We start from the raw sequence: 14,719 nt of genomic DNA on the forward strand, positions 1-14,719 counted from the left end.
TCCAGCTAGACCGCCGATAACCATAACAGCGGAATAGAACTGGAGGGTAGATACCGCAACAATCATGCTCGACTAACGAGACGTTTAGCTAGGCTAATACCCTTAACAGCTAGCGCAATACCAACAATGACCACACCGGTAGTACCAATAAACGCTGTTACAGTAGAAAGGTCTACTGCTGCAAAAATTGAATCGATAGTTGTAGTGTCAGCCATTGCTTGAGGTGCAAGAGAAGCAAGAGTTAACGCTGCTATAGTTGAAGCTGCTTTTTTCATAATAAAATCCCTCTATACGAGTTGTATCATTTTTTTAGCTATGCCAATGACAAAGCCACCAAAATAACCTACCACTACAACCGCACCAAAAGCCCAAGCGAAAACTAATCCAATATCGGACGATGATACAAAAACGTGTGATAAATTATATTCATCGGCAGTCTGTAGAACATACGTAGAGCAATTTTCGATAGGTGTTTCACTAACATATAAAAAATCATCTACAGTTTTTTCAATACAAATTGCCATAATTAGAACCTAAGTATTAGAAGCTACAGGAATTAGAGTAATATTACGCTCAAACTCTAAACGACCAAATTGACCTACTTTAAAAGACGTTTGGTCTAGGTAATATTTACCCGATGCATAATGTGTTTCATCTTCTTGAAGTGGTAAAGAAAATTCAACAGGGAAACGACCGCCAAGATGAACAAAGGCAACTTGACTATATAGTTTCATTTCTGCCCTATCGCCTTTAGGTGGAATGGTGCGAATGTCTTTTGTTTCATTATCTTTAAATATTTCTACTATTAATGCGTTTTTCATAATAATTACCTATGCTACTAAACTAATTACGCTATCTTCTTGACCGTATAATTTGGTGATATCCCCTGCTTGAGGCTCTATCCAGTCAGACGGTCTTTGCTGACTAAAATCAATTTCTATAACTTGTAATAAAGGAACTACGTTATCCTTACCGTGCCCTTTGAGGTTTTGAAGTTGAGCTTTAGAAAATCCAACTTCCAATAATGGATTTAATTGGTTATAAAATGACTTTTTATTTGATTTACTAAAAGAATCAAAAACTGCGTGATAACCATCGCTAACAAGAGAACGATAGAATCTAAATATTCTATCTGCCTTAGAATAAGTAATATTGCCTTTCTTAGTGACAGTAAAAAATTCTTTCTTTAGTGTGTTATGTACTTGTTCATCATTAAATATGTTCATTTTTTGACCCTCCAATGCCTCCATTAATGGCGAAAATGCTTTAATCCAAATATCTTTAATTAAACAACGTCCGTCTTTTTCATACTCTAATTGAAACCGACAAGCTTCAAATAGGTTTTTGGGTATATTAAACTCATCTAAATATCTACGCTTAGCACTTGCTTCAAAGCGGATTAAATTTCTAGCAAAGTTAATTAATTCAGGGTTAGACATAACATCAATAACTCTATCATGCGTACGGTCTCCCTTTTCCTGTAAAGAACGCAAGCTATTAAGCTGTCTATTAAATTCACAACCCTTTAAATATGCCTTTCTATCTACATGACGTGAGCCACGACTAAAGTAACAAGTAGTTTCATGTTCATTTCTAACACTAGCTCTCATATGCTTATTGGAGACTGATTTTAACTGACCAATAACTTGCTTAGCTTGTAAATCTGTTTTTGCTCTAGCTGAAAATGTGCAATCTATAGCATCTAGTGTAGTTCTATAGATGTCTAACATTTCGTAAAAATCTGGATAAGCATGATAAAGAGCCATGAGCATTTCATAAGAACCGACCACCATCTGAGTAGAGCCGTAAACGTTATGACCTTGAAGAATTTTAGCTGGAGAGGCTTTTAGCTCGACACAGGCATCTCGTAACTTTGTACCTTGAAAAATTTTGAACGCAATACCAGTAAAAGAAGTCGGAAGCGTTTGATATGGGTGACGCAAATCTGCAACTTCAAGCTCATCCTGAGAGCCTGAGCCAGTAAAAAAAATAGACTTAGCTTCAAGACCAACACCCCCAATCAAAGAGCAAGCACGTATATCAACATAAGATACAAACTCACCCTTAGAACTTTGTTGAGTTTCCAAAAGATAGTCTTGCTTGAATGGTATTGAAATTTTAAGCATGTCTATCATGAGACCCCTTCTATACATCCATACCTACATTTATCTATAGAATCGACCATGAAAATCAATCTGTCCATACAAAAATACATGTATACACGTGTAACTGTGTTAGAAATCACATAAAATACAAAAAAATGTAAAGGTATGAAGAACCATGACACAACGAACAACTATGCAAGTAACAGAGAAAAGAAAGCAGAAGCTAGAAAGAGCAGCTATAGAGATAAGCTACAGAACGGGAAAGCCGATAAAATGGACTGAACTAGCAAACAAACTTTTCGACGAAAAATTAGATGAACTGAAAAAAGACATGATAAATGAACGTGGCATAACAAAATGACACAAGAGCCCAGGAGATCAAATAGGAAGTGAAAGTGTAATATTTACACAAAAGTACACTATTAAAGATAGTGTACCCTCTCTTTGCATTAGCGAAAGCTAATCCACAAAATCAAGGCAACCACCCCGCAAGCGGGGCCCCCTCCTTTAATTTTGTGGATTAGCTTTCTTAACTGAAAAATCGACGGGTTGCAGTGGCAGAAATCGCCTCTTTCGTGGTGAGTCTCTGCAAGGCTGGCTTAACAGAAAGGAAGGGTATTTATTTTTTGTCTTTGAATGGAGATTGGCTTCGGGCGTTTGGAGGAGTCATACCCAAGAACTACAACAAGCGCCCTTTTATCGCTGCGCGATGAAGTTAGATTTAGGGTTCAACTGCTTTCTTAGTTAAATGATAGGCCTAAAACGAATTACATGATTATCTCGAATTGTAATCGTTTCACCTCTGCGATTCTCACTCAATTTTTCTTTTCTGGTTTTTGCCAAGAAATCACCAAGCTCTGAAATCTCGATAAATTCACGATCTAACAAAGCCCTGGCCATTTCATCAAAAGTTACTTCAAAAAGAACAGAAATGCTCTTTTGGTCTAAGTCGTACTTAGTTGAAATTCTTGAGATTAATTCAGTTTTGTTCATTGTGGCTTACCTCATTCACATAAGAATAACTACAATACCACACCGTCATAACTTAATGCGCATTATCGAAATTATGTTACGGGCTAACCTTGTAAAACGATTCTCCCTCCTAGCATGCACGGCCTTGACAGACCGACATTGAGCAAGTCTATCGCCCACTTTTTACTGCTGTTAGGCAAAGCAAACCCTCAACATAATTCCATGCAGATAATACGCACTAAAGGCATTAAATGTTAATAGTCAAAGAGCTAGATTTGAAACCGCCAAATCTGCAACCCACCAGACAAAAAAAGCCAGCAACATCATGGCTGGCTTGTTCCTTCAATTTCAGCGGTTTTGTTATTCGGCTTTCATGAACAAATCTTTTGAATAGATTCGTCCTTCAACGTTATTCATTGGAAAGCCTCCAACAGTTGGCCTCACTAAACGCGCTTGCATGTAATAATAAATCGGTGCGATTGGCATATCTTCTGCCAACAAAGTTTCAGCTTGGTCATAGAACTTGGCGCGCTCCTCGTCACTGGTTGCTCCAAGCGCATTCACGATGATTTTATCGTACGCGTCGCTCTTGTAGAACGCTCGGTTGCCGGCGTTGTCTGATGTCATTAGGCTCAAGAATGTTGATGCTTCATTATAGTCACCACACCATGATGTTCTTAACACATCAAAGTTGCCTTCACGACGCGCGACCAAATACGATTTCCATTCTTGATTCTCCAACTCGACTTTCGCTCCTAAGTTCTTACCAAGCATTGACGCTATTGCCACCGCAATAGCCTTATTGCTTTCACTAGTGTTATACAGCAGTTTAATATCTAATGGATTCTCTTCGCTGTAGCCGGCCTCAGAGAGTAACTTTTTAGCTTCCTCATCACGTTGTTTCTGACTCATCGCACTGTAATTTGGTTGGCTTGCTTCAAACCCTGCAACGTATTTGTGTGCAAAAGTATATGCAGGTAGATTACCTACCTGAGTAACACCGTTTGTAATAACATCCCGCATTATCGTATAAGACACCGCCTTGCGAACACGCGGATCGTTAAATGGTGCCTTTGTCGTATTAAATGCATAGTAATACGTGCACAGTAATGGAACTACGGTGTAAGACTCTGGTCGTTCTTTCTTTAGCTTCGGTGCCATCGCTGTCGGCACATCGGAAGTAATATCCACTTCGCCCGTTGCAAAACGGTTCATTGCAGCCGTTTGGCTTTCAAAAGGAATGTAAGTGACTTGGTTTAATACGGTATTATCGTTATCCCAATATTGCTGGTTTCTAATAAGCTCAATCCGCTCATTAATAACCCAATTTTCTAATGTAAACGCGCCGTTTGATACCATATTGCCTGGTCGAGTCCACTTGTCTCCATATTCCGCTAGGGCCTCTTTATGAACAGGCATCATAGATGAATGAGCAGTCATCGCAACAAAGTACGGAACCTGACTCTCTAGTTCATACTGTAAAGTATGATCATCAAGTGCCCTAACCCCAAGTGAATCTAGAGAAGCCTTCCCATCTATAATAGATTGAATATTTTTAATTTTGGTGAGTTTCAAATACCAACCGTTCGCTGATGCAAAATTAGGATCGGCAGCTCTTTTTAGACTGTAGACGAAATCATTAGCGGTAACCGGGTCTCCATTTGACCATTTCGCATCCTCTCTTAAATAGAACGTAAAAGTTTTGTTGTCTTCTGTACTCCAAGATTTTGCAACGCCTGGTATCACATTGCCGTCTTTGTCTTGGATAACTAATCCTTCAAACAAATCCCTGAGCACGTGCATCTCTGGGAGACCTTCTGCATTTGCTGGATCCAAGGTTGCTACTTCTGCATCGTTACCGCGTACCAGTTTCTGAACCTCAGCTAAACGTGCATCTTCTGGTACCACTGCAGCTGATACAGAGAACGCCGCAGAGACCATCGCTGTAAGTAGCGAGACTTTCCATGAAATATGTTGCTTCATCCTAAACCGCCTGATTGGTATAAAGTAATAAATGCCCTACTGTATTCTTAACAAGCAAACACTCTTCAAGAATACGAGAGCTGTTAGATATTAATACTGTTTTAGTTATGGCATATATGCATCTAGAATGCCGTGAGGAAAGACAAGAAGTTGAGAGTGAGCTATGAATAATGCTAATCAAAACAGGCCTATATTGCGTCCAAGACCCGAAAGAGCAGAGTTTCAACAAACACCCTTCACTTACGGGCATTCGGTCTTAGGTGCACCTCTACTCTACTTTGAAGGTTGTTCACCCAGGAAAAAGCGTGGCCTTATCCTCGCTGGAACGCATGGAGACGAAACAGCATCGATCGTCGCTTTATCTTGTGCGCTACGTTCGCTTCCTTCCGAGTATCTTAAACACGATGTCATACTTTCCATGAACCCTGACGCTAACCAACTGGGAACTCGTGCCAATGCCAACCAAGTCGATCTTAATCGAGCGTTTCCGACTCAAACTTGGACCGATAAAGAGACTGTGTATAGATGGAGTTCTTCTGCGCGTGAGCGAGATGTAAAAGTAAAAACGGGAAACGCAGGTTCTTTGGAACCGGAGGTTGCTGCTCTAATTGAACTAATCGAAACCCGAAAGCCACGCTTTATTGTGTCACTGCATGAACCCCTAGCCTGCGTCGACGACCCGGAGGACTCAAAACTTGGGAACTGGCTATCACAACAATTTTCGCTGCCGCTAGTGAAACAGATCGGTTATGAAACACCCGGTTCATTTGGGAGTTGGTGTAACGAGAAGGAGTTAATTTGCATCACTCTTGAACTTCCCGCGATTTCTGCTGATGCCGCCATTGATAAATACCTCGGTGCGCTCATCGATTTATTAAGGCTAGACTACAACAACACAATATATTAACACCACTTATTAGATTTTAGATAAATATTGACTATCAATCTAGATCAGAGAATTTAATAAAAGCAACATAATGCATTCACACGAATTCTCGATAGGAATAATACGCTACGTAACAGTTACCAAACTTGAAAGCACTACCGCTACAATTATTAAGAGCTCAACACAAAAGCATTCAGCGAAATCAACTACAGCCTCACGTTGCATTGGTGCATTGTATGTCATGTAATTATCCATATCCTTGAACTTAGTTGTCACCCATACGCGCATCATTTTTCAACCAAATAACTTCCACAAAACCAATAAGCAAAAAGCCAGCCTGAGCGATATAAATCACACCCATAAATTCACAATAAAAATACTAAATTACTTTTATAAATTTTTATTGTGTTTATTTCATTTTTAACTTTACACGATAAAGAAAATATTCAATCCTTATCCCAACGCAAAGACACGATGTCTTTTAATTAAATACTAATTAAGCTTGTAGAAAAGGAGATTTCTATGACTCTACCAATTGAATGGTTCAAAAATAGCTACGTACGTGTGCAGAAGTGGGATGCGGAAGGACTTTCATTAATTGAAGCAGAATCAGCACTGGAGACCTACTTAACGGATAACAACCCTATTTCCCTAGAAATGGCTGATTACATTGCTGAGAATTGGACATGTCGTCGTATTCAAATGCTAGACTCAGAATCCCGTAGGACACTAATGAAGATTTGGGATGAGCGGGAAATTGCCGCTAAAGCATAGTCATTTTTTGATCACGCCTGCTTTAGTTATAGTGCATTAGATAATCTAAAAAAAAAAGGGCATAAATGCCCTTTCTTTTTCTATGCTAACGGCTCTTTTTTCGACCTTTAGATTTGAAGCTTTGGTGAGGGAATATGTTTCTAATTCTTTGCTGTATGTTCTTGGAAATCGTTTTACTGAACTTGAGTTTCATCCCGCTTCGAGTCTGGTATACCTTCAACTCTCCGCTTGTTTTATCTCTTTCTACGATCTCTTTTAAATTGTGCTTAAACGTTGGCGGTAAGTGCCCTTTCGTATGGGTGATCTCACCTTGGTCCATCTTTACGACTAAAGATGGTCTATCTATGGCAACAAGCCAAAAGACTAATATGGCACCAACTAAAACGACATACAGCATCCTTAACCCCTATTTTAATCACCGAGTAACTTACTCAAGTCCTCTTTCAAACTACTAACCTTTTGCGTCGCCTTTTCACTTCTAGATGCTTCGCTCAGCAAGTATTCGATCGCTTCTGATAGTGTACATCCCAGATCATTGGCACGATGAGAAAGCTTTTCCCATACACGAAAATCCAAATCGATGGATTTCTTTTTGGTATGTACTTGTTCGGCATTGTAGTGACGCTTTCGCTTCGCCCGAATAGCTTGCTTTAGCTTGTTATCTAACTCAACCGACATGTGTTCATTGATCCAATCAAGGACCAGAGTAGGTTCATGCTCAAGTTGCTTAAGCTTCGATACTGCGTGTTCAATTTCGCTTGTATCTACATAACGAGTGATGTTCTCACCTTCACGCCACTTTTTTGTTAAATACTGCCACTTCCAACCACATTCTAAGTTTTCAAGTTGTTGGTATTTCATTGGTTTGCATCCCTACTCTGTTTACAGTGACAGCGTAACCCAAGTTACTAAACTTCTCAATAATAAAGGTTGTTTTATGAGATTTTGCTCGCTTTACGTCGGCTCGAAAAACTAACGTTACAGCCCTATTCATTGTATACTTCGTGCAAATCTAAATTAAGTAAAGACATAATGAATCAAGTCTCTTGGCAAGAAGTTTGCCCCCTGTACAACGATTTTAGCGATCTCCTAGACACTGCTTCCACTCTCCCTCCGATTGAGCCTATTGAGTTACAACCGCGTCTCAAAGCTGCGCTGTCCTACTTCGTTTCAGACAATTGCCCTTCGAAAGTGCTAGTGATTAAAGATGGAGATAGCTTAGCTTATCGACAACTGGTTAGCGATTCGATCGAAAAGCTTGGTCACAGTACAATTATTGGCGTTGAAGCGAACCCAGACCTACTTTTGGACCGCTATAAAAATGTGCAAGGTGAAAACCAAATTTCTAGGGGCCTTGTCTCGCAAGCTAATAAAGGTGTTTTAGTATGTTCCGCTCAGAGCGCACTGGCAAACCTTGGTGTATGGACCAATCTAAAGTCTCTGTTGCAAGGTGCTAAGCTTGAGTGCCTAGCAGTGGACTCAGAGAATGTGTCGGTACAACCACCAACATTTAGCTCAGATTTCAAGCTGGTGATTATCGGTGATCGTGAACAACTTTCAGATTTAGACCTGATAGATAGCGATTACCGTTCTGGATTTATGCAGTACACCGAAGTCGAAAGCGATTTAAAAGTCACCCAAACGAGCGCAGAGCAATACCTGTCGTTCGTAAACTATGTGGTTCGCACTTGTCTCGGGGAAAAGCAACTCGACCGTTCAGCTTATCTCAAACTCCTGCAAGCCGGTGCGCGTGAGACCGAGGATAAGCAATACTGGCCACTGTCACTTGATTGGCACAAAGCGTTGTTATGCGAAGCATCATCCTATAGTCACACTTCTGTGATATCTTGCGAGCATATCGAGTCAGCAATCGATGCAAAGCGAAATCGTGAGTCGTATTTACCTGAGCGTGCTATCGATGACATTTTAGAAGGTCAAGTCGTTATCGAAACCCAAGGAAAGCAAGTGGGTCAAGTCAATGGATTGACCGTCATTGATATCCCAGGCCACCCTATTTCTTATGGTGAGCCGGCACGTATTTCATGTGTCGTTCACTTTGGCGATGGTGACATTTCGGACGTAGAACGCAAAGTAGACCTTGGTGGCAATATCCATGCAAAAGGCATGATGATCATGCAAGCATTTGTCTCATCTGAGCTCGACTTGGATGCACCTCTGCCTTATTCAGCTTCAATTGTATTTGAGCAATCATATTGTGAAGTTGACGGAGACAGCGCCTCACTTGCTGAGCTTTGCTCTTTAGTTAGTGCCTTGTCAGGTTATCCTATCGACCAGCAAATCGCTGTAACCGGAGCAGTCGATCAGTTTGGTCGCGTCCAAGCCGTAGGTGGCCTCAATGAGAAAGTCGAAGGCTTTTACAATGTGTGTAAGCACCAAGGCCTTACTGGCAAACAAGGTGTCATCTTGCCCAAGACAAATGTACAGCACTTGGCATTGAACAAAGAGCTTGTTGAAAGCATCAAGAACGGAGAATTTCACATCTGGTCAGCGACACACGTTGATGAAGTCATCCCACTTTTACTTGGTAAACCTTTCAATAGTGAAAGTGAAGAAAGTGTGATTGGCAAGATTGCTGAACGTATTGAAAACTTTGAAAAACATGAGATGCCAGAATCAATTGTGACAAGGATTAAAAACTGGTTTGTCTAGTCGTGGTCGGACTTGTCTAGCGTACACCTGTTCACTAAGATGGCCTAACGAAAATTTGGAGTAATTATATAATGCAAAACAGACGTGATTCTTATAGCCGTGAAGACCTTCTAGCCTCTAGCCGTGGAGAACTATTCGGCGAGGGCTACCCTCAACTACCAGCACCTAACATGCTGATGATGGACCGTGTGACAAAAATGTCGGAAACTGAAGGTGACTTTGGCAAAGGTCTGATCGTTGCGGAACTCGATATTACTCCTGACCTATGGTTCTTCGATTGTCACTTCATCGGTGATCCAGTAATGCCAGGATGTCTTGGCCTTGATGCAATGTGGCAACTTGTTGGCTTCTACCTAGGTTGGATTGGCGGTGAAGGCAAAGGTCGTGCACTAGGTGTTGGTGAGCTTAAGTTTACTGGTCAAGTACTACCCACTGCTAAGAAAGTAACGTACGAACTGCACATGAAGCGTGTGGTAAATCGTAAGCTGGTTATGGGTATTGCTGACGGTCGAGTACTTGTTGATGGTAAAGAAATCTACGTAGCAAAAGATTTGAAAGTCGGTCTGTTTAAAGACACTTCTGCTTTCTGAGATAGAATTTCAATAAGCGACTCTTCGGAGTCGTTTATTTTTAGTTAAAATTATTAGTTATAGTGCGTTAGAGGCTTCATTAAAAGGCCTCTTTTGAGGCCCTTTGTTACTTCAATTTCGCTCCCGACTACTTGAAGAGTCCTGATTGTTTATCATCTCTCGCGTCACGCCAACCGCCAAGCCAATATGACTTTGCATCCATTTGTTGATAGGGACAGGCTTCCATCGATCGCCCATTCAATCCAGCTTTGTAACCCTGTGATTGAGCTCGTTCTAGACGATCACGCTTTTGTCTCTTCATAGTACGGTCCTCGCTATACAAAATCGGTTTCCCGACTTTCTATCATTAAAGATTTGTGGAGCTTTTGTGACTCCTCTTTAATAATTACGCATTTTTCCGCTGATCTCAAGATACAAAAAATCCCAGATTCAGAACTGTGAACCTGGGATTTTCGTCACTTGTGACTACTTGTTACGACGTAACCCGAAGAATCCAAGAAGAATCAATGCCATCCAACCCAGGCTTCCGCCACTACGTGTAACTGGTGGAGCTTCAATACCGCGAGTCTGAATTGAACGATCTGCCTCATTTGCGATCGGGATCAACTTAACAGCAACAACGCGTTCTTTCTTCTGGCCATTACCACAATATGAGTTGTGACCAGTGGTGTCGTAGCCCCCCTCACATTTCAATGCAGTGGCTGCAATAACACCATCATCATTGATATCAGCAGCGTCGATAATGCGATACTGGTTATTTTGGCTATTGTATGTACCACCGTTAGTAAGGTCATCGAGTAGCCAAGGTTTACCTTGGAAGATATTTATTCGATCCAGGTTAGAACCAGTCGTATTGTAAGGATAGATAAAGCCACGACGACGGCGTTGCTTACCAAAATATTCCGTTGACTGCTCCGCATCAACCGTTCCAACAATTTCGTTGAAATTGTTAATCGCACCTGGCTCACCGCCTACACCACGGAAAAAGATCCCAGTATTATTATTCAACTCGTCGAAGTACTGAGCTCTTGAGATTGAATAGGTTCCGTCTGTGTTGTTATTGAGCGTGATTTGACCCAAAAACATTCGATTCGCAGCCGCACCATTTTCACGTTTGTCACCACGACGCTTAGATGCTCCTAAGAAAACTAAGTTACTATTGATGTCAGATGCGTAGGTGTTGCTATAAATAAAGTCATCACCTGACTTTATCCTAGCGTTCTCCACTGTAATTGGTGACCACTGTGGCGTAGTGTTAATAGCGTCAACATCAAATGTCGTATTCGGTACAAAAACGGTTGCCTGCAAAAAGCTATTTGAACCGTCGCCAGTTGTATTTAACCCGACAAGGAAAGGCAGCGTACTTCTTGGGTTATCAGATACACTTGCCGCTAACTCGGAAGACATTATTGAAGCGCCTCTAGCGCTACCTTGAGAAGCCTTTTTATCATTATTGGTAGGAACATTATTTTGCCAAGCCGAAACTACACTGGCTCCTCTCTCCCAATCGTTGGAATCCCAAACTGCAGTTTGAGTGGCGAAGGCAAAGTTCTGGCAATCCGATCTTGACGCTGGATCATCTATCAAGCAATTGTTTAGGTCGCCGTTCCAGTTTTTGTTATCGTCATTGTAGTCAAACGGAGCAACAGCAGCGCTACCTACGATAAACTCTCTATCCCCGTAAAAAAAGCTACTCCAACCCATGGTTCTACCCATATTGTTGGTGATTTTTTGATCCTGGTTACTGCCTTCGGTAAGCACGGGTAGCAACATGTTCGTCTCATTATCTGCAGTTTGAACATAACCTCTATGTCGGTATGCTGTAGCTAGGTTACCAACCGCCGAACCACCAGAAGTATTGATTCTGTAATATCCAGAACTCGTGTTACCGATAGCATAACCATTCTTAGAAGTTAGGCTATTAATAACTACGTTTTCAGAGTTAGTTTCTGGTGACTGTACGCCTCCAGGTTTGTAGTCTGAGGTTGGTTGAACTTGCACCCTGTTAGCTAGGGACTTCTCATCTGGATTTGATGCTGGAGTAGCTTCACTAAACGCAAGAGCATTAGAAAAGTAGTCATCCTCACCCGGTCGGCTGTTCGCGCCGATTTGGGACGAGTTCAAGAAAGCGTCACGCTCTCTTCTTAGACCACCAACTTCGCTAAAACTGTACCACATTTTATCGGTCCAACCTGGATCACAAGTTTGGTAGCCTAACTCATTTCGACAGTAATCTTTGTTCCGGACCCAGTCTGTATAAAAGAATGACATGTCCCAGTTGAAAGGAATCTCTTGACGGTATGAGTGTCCTTCTGACCCGTTTCGAGAATCACCGAACAGTTGATACTCTGCGCAATTGGCACCTTCAGCAAAACACCCTAAAGGGTCAACCGTACCAGATGTTTTTTGGATTGCAGAACCGTAAAACTCGGTGACGTTATCGACATAAATACCTGTCGAAGTAATACTGTCAGTAGGATCAACTTCCACTACTTTATACAAAGCAGCGTGCCCTGAAGTCGCAGCAAGTACACTTGCTGCAATCAATGAAATTTTAAAATTATTACGACTCATCAAAACTAACTTTCCTGTTGCATTGCTTCTAGCTCTTCCCATCGCTCAAAAGCAACGTCTAGCTCCTGCTCTTTTGCAGACAAACTATCTAAAATGGGTTGTGTCTCATCCACAGGTTTGGCGAAAAACGCCGGGTCATTGACCGTTTCCTGTAGTTGTTCAATCTCTTGCTCCAGCTGTTCCAACAACGCTGGTAACGCCTCTAACTCCCTTTGTAGCTTATAGGACAGCTTCTTAGGCTTAGAGTTCACAGTAGTTGCTTTCTTATCTTGTTCAACTGGCTGTTTTTTATTCTCTTTTACTGGTTCATAGGCTTTACGTGCATCGAGCACCTGTTGCCTTTGCTGCTGAGCATCATGATACCCACCAACGAACTCTTCGATAACCCCATTTCCTTCAAAAATCCAGCTAGCCGTCACAGTATTATCAACAAACTGGCGGTCGTGACTCACTAGAAGCAAAGTTCCTTGGTAGTTGCCTAAAAGTTCTTCTAATAATTCTAGCGTTTCAATATCAAGATCGTTAGTTGGTTCATCGAGAACCAACAAGTTGTTTGGCTTAAGGAAGATTCGCGCTAACAACAAACGGTTCTTTTCACCACCAGATAGAGCTTTCACTGGTGTACGAGCGCGTTTGGGAGCAAATAAGAAATCTTGTAGATAGCTAAGTGCGTGACGCTCTCGGCCGCCAACCATGACTTCTTGCTTACCGTCAGCCAAGTTATCAATAACACTTTTCTCTGGGTCCAAAGCTTCACGGTATTGGTCGAAATACGCTACCTCTAGCTTAGTACCACACTTTAGCTTACCTGAGCTTGGTGTTAGTTGGTCTAGCAACAACTTGATGAGCGTACTCTTACCGCAACCATTAGGACCGATAAGCGCAATGCGATCTCCACGCTGAATGTTGAACGAGAAGTTATTGATGATGGTCTTTCCTTCAATCTGATAACTGAGATCGGTAGCTTCAAACACTATCTTTCCAGAGCGGCTTGTATCATCAAGTTTAAGGTTCACTTTGCCTTGTACTTCACGGCGCCCTTTACGTTCTTCTCTCAATTTCTTGAGTGCGCGAACGCGACCTTCGTTACGAGTACGGCGAGCTTTGATGCCCTGTCTAATCCAGACTTCTTCTTGGGCAAGCTTTTTGTCGAATTCCGCATTTTGCATCTCTTCAACACGTAATGCTTCTTCTTTCTCAACTAAATACTTCTCATAGTCACCCGGGAATGACACTAACTGGCCACGATCAAGATCTACGATACGTGTTGCCATTGAACGAATGAAAGCACGGTCGTGTGAAATAAAGATGATAGAACCGCGGAAATCCTTTAAGAACGTTTCCAACCATTCGATAGTGGTCACATCTAAATGGTTAGTTGGCTCATCGAGCAACAAGACATCAGGGTCACACACGAGTGCACGAGCTAACGCAGCTTTGCGTTGCCACCCACCAGAAAGGTCAGTTAACAATGTGTTTCCATCAAGCTTGAGTGCGCCGAGAATGTTCTTTATACGATCCTCAAAACGCCATGCACCCGACACCTCAAGGCTCTCTTGTACTTTTGCTAGACGATTAATATGGGATTCACTTGGGTCTTGTGCCACCAGCTCAAGTAACGAGTGATACTGCTTAAGTTGCTCTCCGACTTCAGCAAGACCTTCGGCAACATAGTCAGCAACCGTACCTGCTTGATCACGCGGTGGATCTTGCTCCAAACGCGAAACAACCACATCTTGAGTAATTTGCAGCTTGCCGTCATCCATGATGATGTCGCCAGCGAGCACCTTCATTAAGGTCGATTTGCCTGCACCGTTGCGTCCGACAAGACACACACGTTCATTTTCTTGCAAAGCAAAGTCGGTTTTATCGAGTAGCGGGTGATCGCCAAACGCTAGTTGCCCATTATGGATGGTAAGTAATGCCATTGACTGTTAACCATTGTTGAAGTTGAGAGAGATCGAAGGGCCAGTTGATTTCTGATTGATCAACTTTAATGACGGGAATAGTGACACCGTAACGAGAAAACAAAGCATCGTCGAAAGCGATATCAACGATACTAACCTTTTCTTCCAGCCCAACCTGTTGTAGGAGTTCAAGAGCCATCTCGCAGAGATGGCATCCTTCTGTGCTATATAAAATCAGTTCCTTTGCCATAGTCCATC

General features: G+C 41.9%; 17 protein-coding genes. 5 read left to right on the plus strand and 12 right to left on the minus strand.

All coding sequences use genetic code 11. The annotated features are described in order from the left end of the window. Positions 1 to 62: 62 nt before the first annotated feature. Genes LY387_RS08420 through LY387_RS08435 form a run of 4 tightly spaced genes read right to left on the minus strand, consistent with a single transcriptional unit; the run spans position 63 to position 2,135 of the window. Entirely contained in the window at positions 63 to 275 is a 213-nt protein-coding gene (locus tag LY387_RS08420; protein ID WP_234493732.1) for a phage coat protein, read from the minus strand. Positions 276 to 287: 12 nt separating this feature from the next. Next, entirely contained in the window at positions 288 to 524 is a 237-nt protein-coding gene (locus tag LY387_RS08425) for a hypothetical protein (protein ID WP_234493733.1), read from the minus strand. 9 nt (positions 525 to 533) lie between these two features. After that, the gene (locus LY387_RS08430) at positions 534 to 821 is read right to left on the minus strand and encodes a G5P family DNA-binding protein (RefSeq protein ID WP_234493734.1); all 288 of its coding nucleotides are present in this window, start codon (positions 819 to 821) and stop codon (positions 534 to 536) included. A 9-nt stretch (positions 822 to 830) separates the two neighbouring features. Further along, positions 831 to 2,135, minus strand: coding sequence for a phage/plasmid replication protein, II/X family (locus tag LY387_RS08435; RefSeq protein WP_234493735.1), 1,305 nt, complete (start codon positions 2,133 to 2,135; stop codon positions 831 to 833). Between the two features lie 145 nt (positions 2,136 to 2,280). Between LY387_RS08435 and LY387_RS08440 the strand changes: the two genes are divergently transcribed. Beyond that, positions 2,281 to 2,466: a hypothetical protein gene (locus LY387_RS08440; protein WP_234493736.1), complete on the plus strand. Its 186-nt coding sequence runs from the start codon at positions 2,281 to 2,283 to the stop codon at positions 2,464 to 2,466. A gap of 383 nt (positions 2,467 to 2,849) precedes the next feature. Here the strand turns inward: LY387_RS08440 and LY387_RS08445 are convergent, their stop codons facing one another. Then, positions 2,850 to 3,098: an HU family DNA-binding protein gene (locus LY387_RS08445; RefSeq protein ID WP_234493737.1), complete on the minus strand. Its 249-nt coding sequence runs from the start codon at positions 3,096 to 3,098 to the stop codon at positions 2,850 to 2,852. 339 nt (positions 3,099 to 3,437) lie between these two features. After that, positions 3,438 to 5,060, minus strand: coding sequence for an ABC transporter substrate-binding protein (locus LY387_RS08450; protein ID WP_234493738.1), 1,623 nt, complete (start codon positions 5,058 to 5,060; stop codon positions 3,438 to 3,440). Between the two features lie 163 nt (positions 5,061 to 5,223). Here LY387_RS08450 and mpaA point away from each other — a divergent pair, with 163 nt between their 5' ends. Next, positions 5,224 to 5,967: a murein tripeptide amidase MpaA gene (gene mpaA / locus LY387_RS08455; RefSeq protein WP_234493739.1), complete on the plus strand. Its 744-nt coding sequence runs from the start codon at positions 5,224 to 5,226 to the stop codon at positions 5,965 to 5,967. A gap of 501 nt (positions 5,968 to 6,468) precedes the next feature. After that, entirely contained in the window at positions 6,469 to 6,720 is a 252-nt protein-coding gene (locus LY387_RS08460; RefSeq protein WP_042475725.1) for a hypothetical protein, read from the plus strand. Between the two features lie 85 nt (positions 6,721 to 6,805). Here LY387_RS08460 and LY387_RS08465 read toward each other — a convergent pair whose 3' ends face one another. Continuing rightward, positions 6,806 to 7,117, minus strand: coding sequence for a DUF3634 family protein (locus tag LY387_RS08465; RefSeq protein WP_042475722.1), 312 nt, complete (start codon positions 7,115 to 7,117; stop codon positions 6,806 to 6,808). Positions 7,118 to 7,131: 14 nt separating this feature from the next. After that, on the minus strand, positions 7,132 to 7,581 hold the full coding sequence (matP, locus tag LY387_RS08470) for a macrodomain Ter protein MatP (protein ID WP_128650539.1): 450 nt from the start codon (positions 7,579 to 7,581) through the stop codon (positions 7,132 to 7,134). A 171-nt stretch (positions 7,582 to 7,752) separates the two neighbouring features. On the opposite strand from matP, the gene LY387_RS08475 reads away from it, so the two are divergent. Both LY387_RS08475 and fabA read left to right on the plus strand, forming a co-directional pair. Next, positions 7,753 to 9,390: a S16 family serine protease gene (locus LY387_RS08475; protein WP_234493740.1), complete on the plus strand. Its 1,638-nt coding sequence runs from the start codon at positions 7,753 to 7,755 to the stop codon at positions 9,388 to 9,390. Between the two features lie 71 nt (positions 9,391 to 9,461). Further along, a complete protein-coding gene (fabA, locus tag LY387_RS08480; protein WP_128650537.1) occupies positions 9,462 to 9,980 on the plus strand; it encodes a bifunctional 3-hydroxydecanoyl-ACP dehydratase/trans-2-decenoyl-ACP isomerase in 519 nt (172 codons plus the stop codon). Between the two features lie 127 nt (positions 9,981 to 10,107). Here the strand turns inward: fabA and rmf are convergent, their stop codons facing one another. From rmf to LY387_RS08500, 4 genes are all read right to left on the minus strand, one after another. Beyond that, positions 10,108 to 10,281: a ribosome modulation factor gene (gene rmf, locus LY387_RS08485; RefSeq protein ID WP_042475718.1), complete on the minus strand. Its 174-nt coding sequence runs from the start codon at positions 10,279 to 10,281 to the stop codon at positions 10,108 to 10,110. A gap of 164 nt (positions 10,282 to 10,445) precedes the next feature. Further along, positions 10,446 to 12,554, minus strand: coding sequence for a DUF3466 family protein (locus LY387_RS08490; protein ID WP_234493741.1), 2,109 nt, complete (start codon positions 12,552 to 12,554; stop codon positions 10,446 to 10,448). Between the two features lie 5 nt (positions 12,555 to 12,559). Continuing rightward, positions 12,560 to 14,482, minus strand: coding sequence for an ABC transporter ATP-binding protein (locus LY387_RS08495; RefSeq protein WP_234493742.1), 1,923 nt, complete (start codon positions 14,480 to 14,482; stop codon positions 12,560 to 12,562). Further along, entirely contained in the window at positions 14,460 to 14,711 is a 252-nt protein-coding gene (locus LY387_RS08500; protein WP_234493743.1) for a glutaredoxin family protein, read from the minus strand. The genes LY387_RS08495 and LY387_RS08500 overlap by 23 nt, the downstream gene beginning before the upstream one ends. Positions 14,712 to 14,719: the final 8 nt, after the last annotated feature.

Origin of the sequence: Vibrio maritimus (assembly GCF_021441885.1) — a bacterium.
Taxonomy (GTDB): domain Bacteria; phylum Pseudomonadota; class Gammaproteobacteria; order Enterobacterales; family Vibrionaceae; genus Vibrio; species Vibrio maritimus_B.

Excerpts from the sequence above, each read along its gene's own strand:
- LY387_RS08420 (WP_234493732.1), bottom strand. The coding sequence starts at position 275 with ATGAAAAAAGCAGCTTCAACTATAGCAGCGTTAACTCTTGCTTCTCTT.
- LY387_RS08425 (WP_234493733.1), bottom strand. The coding sequence starts at position 524 with ATGGCAATTTGTATTGAAAAAACTGTAGATGATTTTTTATATGTTAGT.
- LY387_RS08430 (WP_234493734.1), bottom strand. The coding sequence starts at position 821 with ATGAAAAACGCATTAATAGTAGAAATATTTAAAGATAATGAAACAAAA.
- LY387_RS08435 (WP_234493735.1), bottom strand. The coding sequence starts at position 2,135 with ATGATAGACATGCTTAAAATTTCAATACCATTCAAGCAAGACTATCTT.
- LY387_RS08440 (WP_234493736.1), top strand. The coding sequence starts at position 2,281 with ATGACACAACGAACAACTATGCAAGTAACAGAGAAAAGAAAGCAGAAG.
- LY387_RS08445 (WP_234493737.1), bottom strand. The coding sequence starts at position 3,098 with ATGAACAAAACTGAATTAATCTCAAGAATTTCAACTAAGTACGACTTA.
- LY387_RS08450 (WP_234493738.1), bottom strand. The coding sequence starts at position 5,060 with ATGAAGCAACATATTTCATGGAAAGTCTCGCTACTTACAGCGATGGTC.
- mpaA (WP_234493739.1), top strand. The coding sequence starts at position 5,224 with ATGAATAATGCTAATCAAAACAGGCCTATATTGCGTCCAAGACCCGAA.
- LY387_RS08460 (WP_042475725.1), top strand. The coding sequence starts at position 6,469 with ATGACTCTACCAATTGAATGGTTCAAAAATAGCTACGTACGTGTGCAG.
- LY387_RS08465 (WP_042475722.1), bottom strand. The coding sequence starts at position 7,117 with ATGCTGTATGTCGTTTTAGTTGGTGCCATATTAGTCTTTTGGCTTGTT.
- matP (WP_128650539.1), bottom strand. The coding sequence starts at position 7,581 with ATGAAATACCAACAACTTGAAAACTTAGAATGTGGTTGGAAGTGGCAG.
- LY387_RS08475 (WP_234493740.1), top strand. The coding sequence starts at position 7,753 with ATGAATCAAGTCTCTTGGCAAGAAGTTTGCCCCCTGTACAACGATTTT.
- fabA (WP_128650537.1), top strand. The coding sequence starts at position 9,462 with ATGCAAAACAGACGTGATTCTTATAGCCGTGAAGACCTTCTAGCCTCT.
- rmf (WP_042475718.1), bottom strand. The coding sequence starts at position 10,281 with ATGAAGAGACAAAAGCGTGATCGTCTAGAACGAGCTCAATCACAGGGT.
- LY387_RS08490 (WP_234493741.1), bottom strand. The coding sequence starts at position 12,554 with ATGAGTCGTAATAATTTTAAAATTTCATTGATTGCAGCAAGTGTACTT.
- LY387_RS08495 (WP_234493742.1), bottom strand. The coding sequence starts at position 14,482 with ATGGCATTACTTACCATCCATAATGGGCAACTAGCGTTTGGCGATCAC.
- LY387_RS08500 (WP_234493743.1), bottom strand. The coding sequence starts at position 14,711 with ATGGCAAAGGAACTGATTTTATATAGCACAGAAGGATGCCATCTCTGC.